Source organism: Caballeronia sp. INDeC2 (genome assembly GCF_023631325.1).
Lineage (GTDB): Bacteria > Pseudomonadota > Gammaproteobacteria > Burkholderiales > Burkholderiaceae > Caballeronia.
In genome coordinates this window covers 207,600-221,758 of sequence record NZ_JALQDG010000021.1, presented here as the reverse complement: position 1 = coordinate 221,758, position 14,159 = coordinate 207,600, and the positions used below count along the sequence as shown (strand labels likewise).

13 protein-coding genes are annotated in these 14,159 nt (G+C 64.2%); 8 read left to right on the top strand and 5 right to left on the bottom strand.

The window, feature by feature from the left end; all coding sequences use genetic code 11:
* The first annotated feature begins 503 nt into the window (after positions 1-503).
* The 6 genes from dksA to NCS28_RS13790 all read left to right on the top strand — a co-directional run bounded on the left by dksA (position 504) and on the right by NCS28_RS13790 (position 7,137).
* Positions 504-920 (top strand): RNA polymerase-binding protein DksA, encoded by a 417-nt coding sequence (gene dksA / locus NCS28_RS13815; protein WP_035499449.1) that lies wholly within the window; start codon positions 504-506, stop codon positions 918-920.
* Between the two features lie 372 nt (positions 921-1,292).
* Positions 1,293-1,829: an ATP-dependent protease subunit HslV gene (gene hslV, locus NCS28_RS13810; RefSeq protein ID WP_061116637.1), complete on the top strand. Its 537-nt coding sequence runs from the start codon at positions 1,293-1,295 to the stop codon at positions 1,827-1,829.
* Positions 1,830-1,841: 12 nt separating this feature from the next.
* Positions 1,842-3,179: an ATP-dependent protease ATPase subunit HslU gene (gene hslU / locus NCS28_RS13805; protein WP_250514330.1), complete on the top strand. Its 1,338-nt coding sequence runs from the start codon at positions 1,842-1,844 to the stop codon at positions 3,177-3,179.
* A 325-nt stretch (positions 3,180-3,504) separates the two neighbouring features.
* Positions 3,505-4,587 (top strand): bifunctional DNA-binding transcriptional regulator/O6-methylguanine-DNA methyltransferase Ada, encoded by a 1,083-nt coding sequence (gene ada, locus NCS28_RS13800; protein WP_250514329.1) that lies wholly within the window; start codon positions 3,505-3,507, stop codon positions 4,585-4,587.
* A gap of 230 nt (positions 4,588-4,817) precedes the next feature.
* A complete protein-coding gene (gshA, locus tag NCS28_RS13795) occupies positions 4,818-6,437 on the top strand; it encodes a glutamate--cysteine ligase (RefSeq protein ID WP_250514328.1) in 1,620 nt (539 codons plus the stop codon).
* Positions 6,438-6,570: 133 nt separating this feature from the next.
* A complete protein-coding gene (locus NCS28_RS13790; protein WP_250514327.1) occupies positions 6,571-7,137 on the top strand; it encodes a hypothetical protein in 567 nt (188 codons plus the stop codon).
* A gap of 1 nt (position 7,138) precedes the next feature.
* Here the strand turns inward: NCS28_RS13790 and NCS28_RS13785 are convergent, their stop codons facing one another.
* Positions 7,139-8,701, bottom strand: coding sequence for a DHA2 family efflux MFS transporter permease subunit (locus NCS28_RS13785; RefSeq protein ID WP_284504844.1), 1,563 nt, complete (start codon positions 8,699-8,701; stop codon positions 7,139-7,141).
* Positions 8,702-8,828: 127 nt separating this feature from the next.
* The gene (locus NCS28_RS13780) at positions 8,829-9,323 is read right to left on the bottom strand and encodes a MarR family winged helix-turn-helix transcriptional regulator (RefSeq protein ID WP_250514326.1); all 495 of its coding nucleotides are present in this window, start codon (positions 9,321-9,323) and stop codon (positions 8,829-8,831) included.
* Between the two features lie 206 nt (positions 9,324-9,529).
* Between NCS28_RS13780 and NCS28_RS13775 the strand changes: the two genes are divergently transcribed.
* Together NCS28_RS13775 and NCS28_RS13770 are read left to right on the top strand one after the other, a co-directional pair.
* A complete protein-coding gene (locus tag NCS28_RS13775) occupies positions 9,530-9,808 on the top strand; it encodes a hypothetical protein (RefSeq protein ID WP_250514325.1) in 279 nt (92 codons plus the stop codon).
* 191 nt (positions 9,809-9,999) lie between these two features.
* Positions 10,000-11,538 carry an efflux transporter outer membrane subunit gene (locus NCS28_RS13770; RefSeq protein ID WP_250514324.1) on the top strand — a complete coding sequence of 513 codons (1,539 nt, stop codon included), beginning with the start codon at positions 10,000-10,002 and terminating at the stop codon, positions 11,536-11,538.
* Here the strand turns inward: NCS28_RS13770 and NCS28_RS13765 are convergent.
* The 3 genes from NCS28_RS13765 to gspL are packed head-to-tail and all read right to left on the bottom strand — an operon-like array spanning position 11,535 to position 14,142.
* Positions 11,535-12,314, bottom strand: a complete 780-nt coding sequence (locus tag NCS28_RS13765; protein WP_250514323.1) for a type II secretion system protein N — start codon at positions 12,312-12,314, stop codon at positions 11,535-11,537. The two genes, NCS28_RS13770 and NCS28_RS13765, sit on opposite strands and share 4 nt — an antisense overlap.
* A complete protein-coding gene (locus NCS28_RS13760) occupies positions 12,311-12,814 on the bottom strand; it encodes a type II secretion system protein M (RefSeq protein ID WP_250514322.1) in 504 nt (167 codons plus the stop codon). The genes NCS28_RS13765 and NCS28_RS13760 overlap by 4 nt, the downstream gene beginning before the upstream one ends.
* Complete coding sequence (gspL, locus tag NCS28_RS13755) at positions 12,811-14,142, bottom strand: type II secretion system protein GspL (RefSeq protein ID WP_250514321.1); 1,332 nt, start codon at positions 14,140-14,142, stop codon at positions 12,811-12,813. The genes NCS28_RS13760 and gspL overlap by 4 nt, the downstream gene beginning before the upstream one ends.
* Between the last annotated feature and the right edge of the window lie 17 nt (positions 14,143-14,159).

The window sequence follows — 14,159 nt, the reverse complement described above, 5'->3', positions numbered from 1 at the left end:
GAAACGCCGCACGCGAATGCCTCGCGCGCGGCGTTTTTCCTGATCGACTTTCGATGCGCGTATGTATTCGCGGGCACGAACCGACATCGCTTTTTGCACGTCCAAGCGTTATATTTTTGAAATTCCGGCGCGAATTGACAAGGTTTTCCGTAGGTTTAGCCGGAATTTGCGGTTCAGTTACAATACAGCCCCACTGGAGAAGGGCAATTTCGCTGGCTGCGCGTCTACAGGCGCTCGCCGGCGGAAGTCAGGAGAAGGGATGTCCCGTCGGGACGATGCCTCGATTTGCCGGGGGAAGGCAAATCAAGACAAAGCACCGGGGCCGGAAATCCCGGGCCATGCGAATGCGCCCGGTCATCCGGAGCATCATCCAAGATCGGTTTCCAGAGGAGTTCGGCCCCGCATCGGCGTGTCGCGCAACCCAGGCGTCCTGATGCGCTTCATGCGGGTAACGCAAGTGCGGGCGTTGCGAAGACATCGCCTTACATTGAAGAAGCAAGCAGATGACAACGAAACTCTTGACCGAAGCCGAAATCCTGAAGATGAGCGAGAAGGACTACATGAACGAGGATCAACTCGCCTTCTTCAAGAACCGGCTCGAGCAGTTGCAAGCGGACATTCTGAAGAATGCCGGCCAGACGACCGAAAATCTGCGGGAAACGGTTATCGTGCCGGACCCGGCGGATCGCGCGACCATCGAGGAAGAACATGCACTGGAACTGCGCACGCGTGATCGCGAGCGCAAGCTTCTGAAGAAGGTGCAGCAATCGCTCGCGCGCATCGATTCGGGCGACTACGGCTGGTGCGAAGAGACCGGCGAACCGATCGGCATTCCGCGCCTGCTCGCGCGCCCGACGGCCACGCTCTCGCTCGAAGCTCAGGAACGCCGCGAACTGCGCCAGAAGCTTTTCGGCGACTGAAATCGCCGCTGGCAGGCGAGCGTCGCGGGACCGGCCCGCCACGGGGAAGACGCCGCCGCAAAAAGTTGCACACAAGCATTCGCATCAGGAAAAGGGCACCCATCGGACGGGTGCCTTTTTGCTTTCCGACAGGTAAAAGGCGGCGGGCGCCGGCACCGCACGCCTTGATAAATCTCCCACCGCCCTAAAATGGACTCGACGCGCCCCGCAAAAGCTTGATCGCGGCCGGCGCGAGCGCGGCGCCGTCCGCCCGGGGCCTCGAGCCCAGACGGAACCCCGCGCCGTGCACTCCATCGAATTCTCGACTGCGTGGTGGCCGGTCGCTCGACGACGAAGCCGCCCGCGTCCTTCTGGTTTTCACAAGGAACGCACATGGAACAATTTCACGGCACGACCATCGTCTCCGTGCGCCGCGACGGCAAGGTCGCGCTGGGCGGCGATGGTCAGGTGACGCTCGGCAACATCGTCATGAAAGGGGGCGCGAAGAAAGTGCGCCGCATCTATGGCGGCAAGGTGCTGGTCGGCTTCGCCGGCGGCACCGCCGACGCGTTCTCGCTGCTCGATCGATTCGAAGCGAAGCTCGAGAAACATCAGGGCAATCTGACGCGCGCCGCCGTCGAACTGGCGAAGGACTGGCGCACGGACCGCATGCTGCGCCGGCTCGAAGCAATGCTGATCACCGCCGACAAGGATACGACGCTCGTCATCACCGGCAACGGCGACGTGCTCGATCCCGAACACGGCATCGCCGCGATCGGCTCCGGCGGCGCATACGCGCAAGCCGCGGCGCAGGCGCTCGTCGAGAATACGGATCTCGCGCCGCGCGATGTCGTCGAGAAGGCGCTCACCATCGCCGGCGACATGTGCATCTACACCAATCACAATCGCGTCATCGAGACGATCGAATAAAGGACCCAAGCGATGACCACCATGACTCCCTCCGAAATCGTCTCCGAACTCGACAAGCACATCATCGGCCAAGGGCGCGCGAAGAAGGCGGTTGCCGTCGCGTTGCGCAACCGCTGGCGCCGCCAGCAGGTCGCCGAGCCGCTGCGCCAGGAAATCACGCCGAAGAACATTCTGATGATCGGGCCGACGGGCGTCGGCAAGACCGAGATCGCTCGCCGTCTCGCCAAGCTCGCGGATGCGCCGTTCATCAAGATCGAGGCGACCAAGTTCACCGAAGTGGGCTATGTCGGGCGCGATGTGGACAGCATCGTGCGCGATCTGATCGAAATCTCCGTCAAGCAGACGCGCGAATCCGAGATGAAGAAGGTGCGCACCAAGGCGGAAGATCGCGCCGAAGACCGCATTCTCGACATTCTGTTGCCGAGCGCGCGCCCGGTCGGTTTCGGCGCGGCCGAGTCGAGCAGCGAAGGCGATAACGCCACGCGTCAGACCTTCCGCAAGCGCCTGCGCGAAGGCGCGCTCGATGACAAGGAAATCGAACTCGACGTGGAAATGCCGCAGGTCGGCATGGACATCATGGGGCCGCCGGGCATGGAAGACATGACCGAGCAGATCCGTTCGATGTTCGCGAACATCGGCGGGGGCAAAAAGACGCGGCGCAAGGTGAAGGTGAAGGAAGCGCTCAAGCTGCTGACGGATGAAGAAGCCGGCAAGATGCTGAACGACGAAGAGGTCAAGAGCAAGGCGGTGCAGAACGTTGAGCAGAACGGCATCGTGTTCCTCGACGAGATCGACAAGATCGCGTCGCGCAGCGAGGCGGGCGGCGCCGAAGTATCGCGCGCGGGCGTGCAGCGCGACCTGCTGCCGCTCGTCGAAGGCACGACCATCAATACGAAGTACGGGATGATCAAGACCGATCACATCCTGTTCATCGCGAGCGGCGCGTTCCATCTGGCCAAGCCGAGCGATCTGATTCCGGAACTGCAAGGGCGTTTTCCGATTCGCGTCGAGCTGGATTCGCTCTCAGTCGGCGACTTCGAATCGATCCTGAATTCGACCGACGCGAGCCTCGTCAAGCAATACAAGGCGCTGCTCGCAACCGAAGACGTCGAGCTCGATTTCACCGACGAAGGCATCCGGCGTCTCGCGGAAATCGCCTTTTCGGTGAACGAAAAAACCGAGAACATCGGCGCGCGCCGGCTTTATACCGTCATCGAAAAGCTGCTGGAAGAAGTGTCGTTCGCGGCTGGAAATCATGCGGGCCAGCCGGTGCGGATCGACGCGGCATATGTTGACCGCGCGCTCGGCGATGTGGCGCAGGACGAGGATTTGTCGCGCTACGTGCTGTAACGTGTGCTGTGTTGTGCAGGAACGAACCGGGCTCACGAGCCCGGTTTTTTCGTCTGATGCAAAAGCAACAGGCGAAAAAAAGCCCGCCTAGGTTGGCGGGCTGAATCCATATCAGGAGGAGACATGGAGGAGACAGTTCCAATCATACACAGACAGTTGATGCGACGCAATAGATTTTTCGGTACAAACCCCTATAGCTTCCGTGTGTGGTATCTGCGCGTCACTTCTCGAACTTCGGCCGCCGATGACAGAGCAAGAAACGGCGCGTAACCTCGTCGGCGTGGCTCTACAGTGGTTCCGTACCAACGAGCCATCGAGGTCCGCCATGAAACCCATAGCCGATTCTGTTTTTTCATCCGACGACAACCGCTGGCAAGCGGTCGTCGATCGCAACGAGCGCGCCGACGGCGCCTTCTTCTTTGCCGTGCGCACGACCGGCGTATTCTGCCGGCCGTCGTGCGCATCGCGTGCGCCGCGTCGCGAAAACGTCGAGTTCTTCCCGACGACCGACGCCGCCGTCGCAGCCGGTTATCGCGCGTGCAAGCGCTGCCAGCCGACGAGCCTGCCGCGCGAACTGGCGATCGTCGAGCGCGCGTGCAAAGTGCTCGACGCCGATCCGCAGCAGCGCATGACGCTCGCGCAATTGAGCGACGCCGTCCACATCAGCCCGTTCCATCTGCAACGCCTGTTTTCGCGGATCGTCGGCATTTCGCCGCGGCAGTATCAGGCGGCGCAACGCGCGGGCGTGCTGCGCGACGCGTTGCAGCGCGGCCGCGACGTCACGCGCGCGACGCACGACGCCGGCTTCGGCTCGCCGTCGCGCATGTACGAAGTCGTGCCCGCGGAACTGGGCATGACGCCGTCGGCGTACAAGCGTCGGGGCGCGGGACTGACCGTGCGTTTCGCGACCGCCGCGACGCAACTCGGCACGGTGCTCGTCGCCGCCACGGACAAAGGCGTCTGCAAGATCGCGTTCGGCGACGATGCGAACATGCTCGCCGGCCAGCTCGCCATCGATTTCGCGCAGGCCGAACGCGTCGAGGATGCCGCGAAGATGGAGCCGTTCATCGCGCAGATTCGCGCGTATCTGCAAGGCACGCGCGAGCGTTTCGACTTGCCGCTCGACATCGGCGCGACCGCGTTTCAGCGGCGCGTGTGGGACGCATTGCGCCGCATCCCGTACGGGCAGACGCGCAGTTATGCCGATATCGCCGAATCGCTCGGATCGCCGCGCGCGGTGCGGGCGGTCGCGAATGCGTGTGCGTCGAATCCGGTGGCGCTTGCGATTCCGTGCCATCGCGTGATCGGCAAGGACGGCGCGATCTCGGGTTATCGCTGGGGTAAGCCGCGCAAGGAAGCGCTGCTCGATACCGAGCGCGCGCGCAACGAAGCCGACAAAGTCGCTTGATGCAAGGGCGCTCGCCGTCGATATGACGCGCGAGCGCTTCAATTTCCCCTCGCGAGCCGCCCGAACCGGCTCCATCACGCGCCGCCATGCGCGCAGCGAATCTCCTGAAAACCCCGCAATCCCTTTCCAGGCTTGGGCGCAAGCACGCCTTGTATCGAAATGTTAAAGTGCCCGCTACCCTAAAAATACGACCGGGCGCACGCCGCTCGCGCTCCTCGCAGATCGCTTCAATGGCAAACAAGAATTCCGCTCACACCAAAGCCGGCGCTTTCGAGCGCAGGCTCGCAGCGCTCGCGTCTGGCCCGCATGCCGACGCGTTGCGTCGAGGCTTGCGCGGCATCGAGAAAGAAAGCCTGCGCGTGACGCCGCAAGGCAAGCTCGCGATGACGCCGCATCCGCGCGCGTTCGGCTCGGCGCTGACGCATCCGCTCATCACCACCGATTACTCCGAGGCGCTGGTCGAACTCATCACGCCCGCCGAATCCGACGTGTCGATCACGCTCGATCGGCTCTACGCGCTGCATCGCTTTGCCTACGCGCACATGGGCGACGAGCTGCTGTGGAACGACTCGATGCCCAACTCGCTGCCGCCCGAGGACGAGATTCCGTTCGGGTATTACGGCACGTCGAATATCGGCAAACTGAAGACCGTGTACCGGCGCGGGCTCGCGCTGCGTTATGGCCGCACGATGCAATGCATCGCAGGCATCCATTACAACTATTCGCTCGATGAAGGCGTGTGGCGCGCATGGCAGGCGCTCGACAACGCGAACGGGCTGTCCGCGAAAGATTTCCAGTCCGAACGCTATTTCGCGCTGATCCGCAATTTCCGCCGCACGAACTGGCTGTTGATGTATCTGTTCGGCGCGTCGCCGGCGCTGAACAAGCGCTTCGTCGAGGGCAAGGCGCATCATCTCGAACCATTCGACGCCGACACGTTCTATCTGCCGCACGCGACCAGCCTGCGCATGAGCGATCTCGGCTACGCGAACAATCCCGCGCAGGCCGATCTGCTGCCGAGCTACGACAATCTCGACGCCTATCTCGACGTCCTCGCCAAAGCCGTGAGTCAGCCGTATGCGCCGTATGAAGCCATCGGCACGCGGCGCGACGGCGAATGGGTTCAGATCAACGCCAACGTCCTGCAGATCGAAAACGAGTTCTACTCGACGATCCGCCCGAAACGCGTTGCGCATTCGGGCGAGCGTCCGCTGCACGCGTTGGCCGAGCGCGGCGTGCAGTACATCGAGGTGCGTTGCCTCGACATCGATCCGTTCGAGCCGACCGGCATCTCGCTCGAAACCGCGCGCTTCCTCGACGCCTACCTCCTCTACTGCGCATTGGAGGACAGCCCCCTGCTGCCGTACGACGCGAACATCGAGGCGAATGGCAATTTCAGCACGGTGGCGAAGGAAGGGCGCAAGCCCGGCCTCACGCTGCAACGCGACGGCGCGAGCGTGCCGATGCAGCACTGGGCCGACGAGCTTTTCGATGCGATCGCGCCCGTCGCGAAGACGCTCGACGCGCTCAACGGCAACGGCGAGCACACGCGCGCGCTCGAAGCGTTGCGCCCGCGTGTCGCCGATGCATCGCTCACGCCGTCCGCCCGCGTGTTGCAAACGATGCGCGACAAGCAGCAAACCTTCGACGAATTCGCGCTCGACATCAGCGCACGCCACGCGGAAGATTTCCGCGCACGGCCGCTTTCCATCGACGAAGAACGTGCGATGGAAGAGCTTGCTGCAAAGTCGCTCGTGGAACAGGCGGTGGTCGAAAGTACTGACACCGAATCGTTCGACGCATTCATCGCGGCGTATCAGGTCTACACGCTAAACGCCGCGAGCGCATAAGCATATTTTTCCGCATCGACGCCCTCGCGTGCCGGCAACGCTTACCGGCTTATGCAACAGAGGGAAACGCGTCATCACGTCATCCGATTTGACGGGTCAAAATATGGCCGACTTTTCGACGATCGGGGGAGCAATGAAAAAGAAGTTCTTCGGCGCTGGCGCGCTGGGGGTGATGTCGCTCGCGCTCCTGAGCGGCTGCGCGGTGCAGGATCAGGTCAGCAGCACCGTCATGGAACAAGCTACCCAGCCGCTCACTTGCATGAGCAAGGCCGAATGCGACGCGTGGTGGGCGCGCGCGCAAGTGTGGGTGACGAACCATTCGGAGTACAAGCTGCAGACCGTCACGGATTCGATCATCCAGACGGCCGGTCCGTCGAGCGGCAAGCGCGCACTCGCGTATCAGATCACCAAGACGCCGACCAACGAAGGAACCGCGACCATCGGTTTCGCCGCGCATTGCGACAATCCGCTCGGCTGTCAGCCGAATCCGTGGGAAGCGGGCGCCGACTTCAAGCAGTTCATTCGGAACGGTCCTGGACTGCGCAAAACGGCGACGCCGCAGGCAGGCGCAATGCCGCCGGTTGCACCCGCGCCCGCACCGGCACCGAGCGGGGTGCAGGTCAGCCCCCTGGAACAACCGGCCCCGCTCAATCTCGAAAGCCAGCCGGGCCAGTCGGTGACGCCGCTCACGCCGCAGTAATTCAATGTCCCATCGAGGCTGACGCGCCCTTCTTCGGCCGCGTCAGCCAGACCATTGCGGCCAGCACGAGAAACGCATAGAACGAGATGCGGAAGAAGTCGTTGGTCGACATCATGTACGCCTGCGCCGACACCACGCGATCCAGTTGCGCCGTCAGCGCCTGCCCCGACAAGCCGAGCCCCGAAAGCAGATCCGAGTAAGCCGTCGTGCCCGCCGAATACGGCGTGACCGATTCGGCGAGCCGCGCGTGATGGCGGATCATGTCGTTCTCCCAGAAGGTCGTGCTGACCGCCGTGCCGATCGCGCCCGACAACGTCCGCAGAAAGTTCGACAAGCCCGCCGCGCCCGCCAGCCGTTCGTCGGAGACGCTGGAAAGCGTGATCGTCGTCATCGGAACGAAAAAGCAGGCAACGCCGATGCCCTGAATCAGCCGCGGATAGATGATCTGATGGAACGGCGTATCGAGCGTGAAGGTCGAGTTCCAGTGCGACACGAAAGCGAACGTGAGAAACGCAAAACTCGCGACCACGCGCAGATTCAGCCGATGCATGTTCTGCCCGATCATCGGGGACAGCACCAGCGCGAGAACGCCGACCGGCGCGGTCGCGAGACCGGCGAGCCACGGCGTGTAGCCGAGCACGGTTTGCAGCCACAGCGGGAGCACCACGACCGAGCCGAAGAACGCAAGAAAGCCGAGCGACGTGATGAGCACGCCCATCGCGAAATTGCGGTCGCGGAAAAGCGAAAGGTCGATCACCGGCTCCTTTTCGGTCAGCTCCCACGCGAACATGAGCGCGAGCGACACCGCCGACACGATCGCCAGCGACACAATGAAGCTGGAACTGAACCAGTCGCGGTCCTTGCCGAGGTCGAGCATCATTTGCAGGCTCGCGACGCCGATCACGAGCAGCGCCAGCCCGACGCCGTCGATGCGCTGCTGCGTCGTCTTCGTCTCGTGACCGCGCAACAGGAAGAACGCGATGGCCGCCGAAAACACGCCGATCGGCACGTTGATATAGAAGATCCACGGCCAAGTGAAGTTATCGGTAATGTAGCCGCCCATCACCGGGCCGAAGATCGGCGCGACGATCACGGTCATCGCCCAGAGACCGAGCGCGAGGCCGCGCTTTTCCGGCGGGTAGCTGCGCATGAGGATGGTTTGCGACAGCGGAACCATCGGACCGGAGACGAGCCCTTGCAGCAGCCGGAACGCGATCAGCGATTCGAAGTTATGCGCGAGGCCGCACAGCGCCGACGCGATCGAAAACAGCAGCACGGAAATCGTGAACAGCTTCACTTCGCCGACGCGCCGCGCGAGCCAGCCGGTCAGCGGCACCGCGATCGCGGACGCGACGGAGTACGACGAAATCACCCACGTGCCTTCGCTCGTTGCGACGCCCAGGTTGCCGGAGATGGTCGGGACCGCGACGTTCGCGATCGACGTGTCGAGCACTTCCATGAACGTACCGAGCGCAAGGCCCATCGTCAGAAGGGCGAGAATGCCGCCTGTGAGCGGCATGGGCGCGGGCGGCGTGGCGGGCGTGCTGGTCGCGGATGTGGACATCTTCTTGGGTTCTCCGGCGCGTGGATGGCATTCAAAGTGCGCGTCGCACGCAAGTTATTTCTTGTCTCGGCATTCTCTGCCCAGACAGTGATATCCGCGCAAGTAAAAACCGTGTTCGTCGGATTAATCAGGGTAAATCGTCATCGAGCGCGCATGGCGCGCAATCTCCCGCCGGCGTGTTGCCGATGATGCGCGCGAGCATCCCGATCAACAGATCTAGCTCCTCGCGGCTGAAACCGCGCAACTGCTCGTTGAGCACGGCCGCGCCGATCACAGGCAAGCGTCCGGCCGCGTCGCGTCCGCGCTCCGTCAAACTGAGCTCGACGATTCTCCGGTCCGCCTCGCTGCGCGCGCGGCTCACGAACCCTTTCTTTTCGAGCCTGTCGAGCATACGCGTCATCGAGCCGCTGTCGTAGGCCATTTCGCGCGACAGTTCCAGCGGCGTGCGCGCCCGTCCGGACGCCAGCAGCAGCATCACGCCGATTTGCTGCGATGTGAGGTCGAGCGGCTTCAGCGCCTGATCGGTTCGCATGACGAGCGCGTTGCGCGCCTTGGCCAAGTAATAGCCGAGGCTCGTTTCGAGCTGAATCGTGGCGGGATCGTAAAGCGGTTCGCTGTTCATGCGACATGGGTCACGGCTGGTGCGGGTCTGCGACGCTACGTCGCGTCTCGATAAGGCAACACATCCAAAAAAGCAATCAGCAGTATCTTGAAAAGTAGTTGCACAGTCAATATTATTCTATGCAACGAGTTACGCGCTTGATGCGCCGCCCGAGACTATGTTCTGACCGCCAGCCGTCGTTCGCCGACGCCCGAGAGACCTTTCCAATGACCCGCTTTGTTCGCACCGCCCGCCGACGCTTCGGCCCCATCAGCAGCATGATCGCCAATGCTTCCCGTCACTTCGTCCCGCCGAAGCTGAGTTCGTGGAAACTTGCGCTGTATCTGATCGTGTTCCTGCTGCCGGGCGGTTCGTTCGTCGTGCTCGGCATGGGATGGTTCGAGAACAGGCATCGGCGCAAGGCGGCGGCGTCCGCGCCGAAGAAGACGACTTCGCGCTCTCTGCTCGGCGCGCCGTGCCCCGGCGGCGGCGCTGGCGGCGCGTGACTTCACCTTCACCGTAACGCGTCGTAACCGATTCCCGCTGCGGCGTAACACCCGCCTTACGGCGAACCCGTTACGCTAACGTCTGCCTGACGAGCGCGCATGACAAGCGCCCGTCGCGTTCCTTTACCATTTCGGCTTGCCGCGTCCGTCGCATCGAACGGAGCGGCGCCGACAGGAATTTCGACAAGCAGATGCCGCATCGCCCCGCCTTCTCCGCTTTCTCCGTCACGCGCCCGCTGACCGCCACGGCGCTCGCCGCCGCGCTTGCGATGTTCATCGCCGGTTGCGCGGTCGGCCCCGATTATCAGCGCCCCACGACGACGATCCCGGCCAGTTACAAGGAAGCGCCCGAGGGCTGGAAGGTCGCGCAACCCGCCGACCAGACCGATCGCGGCACCTGGTGGACCGTCTATAACGACGAGCGCCTCAACGAACTCGAAGCGCGTCTGAATCAGTCGAATCAGAGTATTGCGCAGTTCGCGGCCGCGTACCGGCAGGCGCGTGCGCTCGTCGGCGAAGCGCGCGCGGCCTATTTCCCGACGATCGGCGCGTCGGCTTCCGCATCGCGCTCCGGAACGGGCACCGGCAACCGGTCGACCAACAGTTCCAGTTTCGGCCAGCAGGGTTCGGTGAATAACCAGTTCAACGTCGCGCTCGACGCATCGTGGGAACCGGACCTTTGGGGCAGCGTGTCGCGCACCGTCTCCGCGCAGAAGGCGGGGCAGCAAGGCGCCGCCGCCGATCTCGCCAACGCGCGGCTGTCCGCGCAGGCCACGCTAGCGCAAGACTATTTCCAGTTGCGCGCGCTCGACGCGCAGCAGAAGCTTCTCGACGAGACCGTCGCGGCCTACGAGCAATCGCTCAAGCTCACGCAGAATCAGTACGCGCAGGGCATCGTCGCGCGTTCGGACGTGATTCAGGCGCAGACGCAATTGCAATCCGCGCAGGCATCCGCCATCGATAACGGCGTCTCGCGCGCGCAGTTCGAACATGCGATCGCGGTGCTCGTCGGCGAGCCGGCTTCGACCTTCTCCGTTCCGCCGATTCCGCTCGACGCGACGCCGCCAACCGTGCCCGTGCAAATGCCGTCCGCGATTCTCGAACGGCGGCCGGATATCGCGTCGGCCGAGCGCAAGGCGGCCGCGGCGAACGAGCAGATCGGCATAGAAATGGCCGCCTATTTCCCGACGCTCACGCTCTCCGCGCAAGGCGGCTTCGAAAGCTCGGTGCTGTCGCAATTGCTGCGCGCGCCGTCGCGTTTCTGGACGCTCGGGCCGGACATCGCCGCCACCATTTTCGACGGCGGCCTGCGTTCCGCGCGCACCGAAGCCGCGCGCGCCGCCTACGATCAGAACGTCGCGACGTATCGGCAGACGGTGCTGACCGCGTTTCAGGACGTCGAGGACAATCTCGCGTCGCTGCGCATTCTGGAAAGGGAAATCGTCGTGCAGCAGCAGGCCGTCGAATCGGCGCAGCAGGCGCTCGCGATCATCAACAATCAGTACAAGGCGGGAACGGTCGCGTTCATCAACGTGCTGACCGCACAGACGACCGCGTTCACCGCGCAGCAGAAGCTCGCGAACATCGCGGGTCAGCGGATGGTGTCGTCCGTGGGACTGGTGAAAGCGCTCGGCGGCGGCTGGGATGTAGCGCAGATGGATCGCGAGACGGGCGGCGTGGAAGCGCCCGCCGCCAGCGCCGTGAGCGCGACGCAAACCGCCACTCGTTAGCGCATGAAGGTCAGCGCGACCGTGTCCGGGTCGGTATGGCGGCCGAGCAGGTTCAGAAGTCCGGCAAGGTTTTCACGCTGATCCGGCGCGGCCGTTGCAGTGCCTTGGAACGATGTCGATTCCTGCGAGATCGAGCCGCTGCCGTTGAGCATGAGCGGACCTTTGCTCGTCGAAAGATCGATCGTCGCGGATGCGCCCTGCGCCTGCAACGCCACGCGATACGAGCCGAGCGGCTTCACGCGCGAAACGCGCGAAGCCATATCGTCTAGCGTGACGACCACTTGCCCGTACGCGTTGCGGTTCAGCAGGCGGAACTCGGTCCACGAAAGCCGCACGCTGCCGTCGAAGTCCAGCGTGTTGAACGGCGCGCCCAAGCCCGCGAGCAGCGTCGCGGGCACGGCGATCTGGCCTGACGTGACGGTTGCGCCGCGCGTGCTGGCGTCGACGGTCACGGCATCGGGCATCGCGTCGGTCTGGCGCATCGTCATGTGCACGCGGCCCGTGAAAAGCGGCAGGAAGGATGTCGTCCATTCGATGCACCCAGGCAGGAGCGTCGCGCCCGCGCCATCGGTGCCCGCCGCGAGCATCAGCGTGGCCGAGCCGCTCCACAGCGATCCCGCCGGATCGACCAGATTCACGTGTCCGCCCGTCGCCTTCGAGAACTGCGGCACGATCCACGCGGCGGGCATCATCGCGAGCAGCGTGCCGCCGACCGATATCACGATCACGAAAAGCGCCGGCAAGGCGAGCCGCAAACGTCGCGTCCAGTAGCTCATTTCACGCCGGCCGGTTGCAGCGATGCCGTCAGATCCACCTGGCCATCGGGTTTAAGCGCGGTGACGTGCGCCTCCGACACCTGCACCTTGAACTGCTTGCGCGCGTCGTCGAGCCACATCGTCCAGTTGGGGAACGACGCATTCTTCAATTGAATCTGCACCGCGGCGCCGATCACCTGGATCTGCGTCGGCTGCATGCCGTTGTCGGCGAGCGACTTCGCGAGCGCGTCGCGCAACGCGCCGCCCGTGGGCATCACGCCTTCGGCGGCGGGTGCGAGCGAGCGCGCGTCGTTGGCCTGCGCTGTCATCGTCGCGAGTTGGCGCTGCATCGCGGGCAAGCTCTCGCGCAACCGCGCGCGGCCTTCGTAAGCAGGCGCCCAAAGCAGCAGATACACGAGCGCGAGCCCGAGCGCGAGGCCGCCCCACATCAGGAGCGTCTTTTCGCGCGGCGTGCGCGCTTCCCAGAAATCCGACAGTGAACGTGCGATTTCCGCTTTCATTGGCCGCTCCTGATCGTCCATTTGCCGGTGTTGCTATCGATCGAACCGTTCAGGCCGTTTGCGGCGAGGCGCTTCGTAAGATCGGGATCGACCTTCGTTTCCGGCTTGAACGTCACTTCGAGATGACGATCGCGATAATCGAGCCCCGCAACGCCGTTCACCGGCACGGGCCCGAGCGAGCGCGCGAGTCCGTCCGCGAGCGACAGAAAATCCGACGGCGACAGCTCGCCCGACGCCACGCGCAGGCGATCGAGATTGCGCGTCATCTGATCGGGCGCATCGAGCACGACGGTCGTCTTCGGAAACGCGTTGAGCAGCAGCTCGGTTTCCTGCGCGCTGATGGCGTCGCGTTGACGCGCGAGTTGCAGCCACTGCACGTTGATGCCGATGATCGACACGACGATCGACGCCGCCACGAGCGCGATCGGCACGCGCAGCCGCCGCATCGTCGCCCGGTCGAGCCGCCACGGCTGCGCGGCGAATTCGAACTGGCACAGGTCGAATCGGCTCGCCACCGCATTGCGCGCGAGCGCCTCGAACGTGACCGGCTGCGCGCCGGCTACCGCGGCCGCGGCATTGCGCGAGCCCGACAGGCGCGGCTCGTCGCCGGGAAGATCGGAGAGCGAATAGAGCGTCGCGGGATGATCGCCCGCGAGCGCCGCGAGTGTCGCGGAAATGGAATCGGCGGGCAGCGCGAGACCTTCGCCGAGCGCCGCGCGTTCGCCGCGCGCAATCGCGATTTCGATGCGCGGCGCGCCGAGCGCCGCCGGCGAAGGCGCGGCCAGCTCGCCGATCAGCGCGGGCGCGGTCGACACGACCTGACCGAGGAGACCCGCGATGAACGGCGTCGGCCGCACTTCCGCGGCTTCATCGACGGACACCGCTGCCGGAACCGGCAGACAACGCATTGCGGGCACGGCCTTCACATTGCGATGCCCCACGCCCGAAAACGCGCCCAGCACGAAGCGGAACCAGCCGCGATCGATGACGGCGAGCACGCGCTTGCCGTCGGCGAGTGCGACCGGATCGACCGCGATGTGGCACGTCTGCGGATCCTGAATCAGCTGATCTTCGACGACGTTCGGCAGCGCCTGCCGCAGACGCGGCCCCTTGAGCGGCGGCACGGAAGCGGCGAGCAGCAGCGTGTCGCGCGCGGCGACGATCAGCACGGTCGCGCTTGCACGCGGCAGAAGCCCGAGCGCCGCACGGCCGGCGCGTTGCGGCTCGCCGCGCTTGTCGAGCAGCAGAAACGGCATATCCGGCAGATGCCACTCTTCCGAGCGCACCGCCGGATCGCGCGGCGGTAATAAAACGATCAGTGTGCTCAATGGCCACTTCCTCTCAT

What these genes read in the sequence shown, in the direction of transcription:
- dksA (WP_035499449.1), top strand. Translation starts at nt 504, where the DNA reads ATGACAACGAAACTCTTGACCGAAGCCGAAATCCTGAAGATGAGCGAG.
- hslV (WP_061116637.1), top strand. Translation starts at nt 1,293, where the DNA reads ATGGAACAATTTCACGGCACGACCATCGTCTCCGTGCGCCGCGACGGC.
- hslU (WP_250514330.1), top strand. Translation starts at nt 1,842, where the DNA reads ATGACCACCATGACTCCCTCCGAAATCGTCTCCGAACTCGACAAGCAC.
- ada (WP_250514329.1), top strand. Translation starts at nt 3,505, where the DNA reads ATGAAACCCATAGCCGATTCTGTTTTTTCATCCGACGACAACCGCTGG.
- gshA (WP_250514328.1), top strand. Translation starts at nt 4,818, where the DNA reads ATGGCAAACAAGAATTCCGCTCACACCAAAGCCGGCGCTTTCGAGCGC.
- NCS28_RS13790 (WP_250514327.1), top strand. Translation starts at nt 6,571, where the DNA reads ATGAAAAAGAAGTTCTTCGGCGCTGGCGCGCTGGGGGTGATGTCGCTC.
- NCS28_RS13785 (WP_284504844.1), bottom strand. Translation starts at nt 8,701, where the DNA reads ATGTCCACATCCGCGACCAGCACGCCCGCCACGCCGCCCGCGCCCATG.
- NCS28_RS13780 (WP_250514326.1), bottom strand. Translation starts at nt 9,323, where the DNA reads ATGAACAGCGAACCGCTTTACGATCCCGCCACGATTCAGCTCGAAACG.
- NCS28_RS13775 (WP_250514325.1), top strand. Translation starts at nt 9,530, where the DNA reads ATGACCCGCTTTGTTCGCACCGCCCGCCGACGCTTCGGCCCCATCAGC.
- NCS28_RS13770 (WP_250514324.1), top strand. Translation starts at nt 10,000, where the DNA reads ATGCCGCATCGCCCCGCCTTCTCCGCTTTCTCCGTCACGCGCCCGCTG.
- NCS28_RS13765 (WP_250514323.1), bottom strand. Translation starts at nt 12,314, where the DNA reads ATGAGCTACTGGACGCGACGTTTGCGGCTCGCCTTGCCGGCGCTTTTC.
- NCS28_RS13760 (WP_250514322.1), bottom strand. Translation starts at nt 12,814, where the DNA reads ATGAAAGCGGAAATCGCACGTTCACTGTCGGATTTCTGGGAAGCGCGC.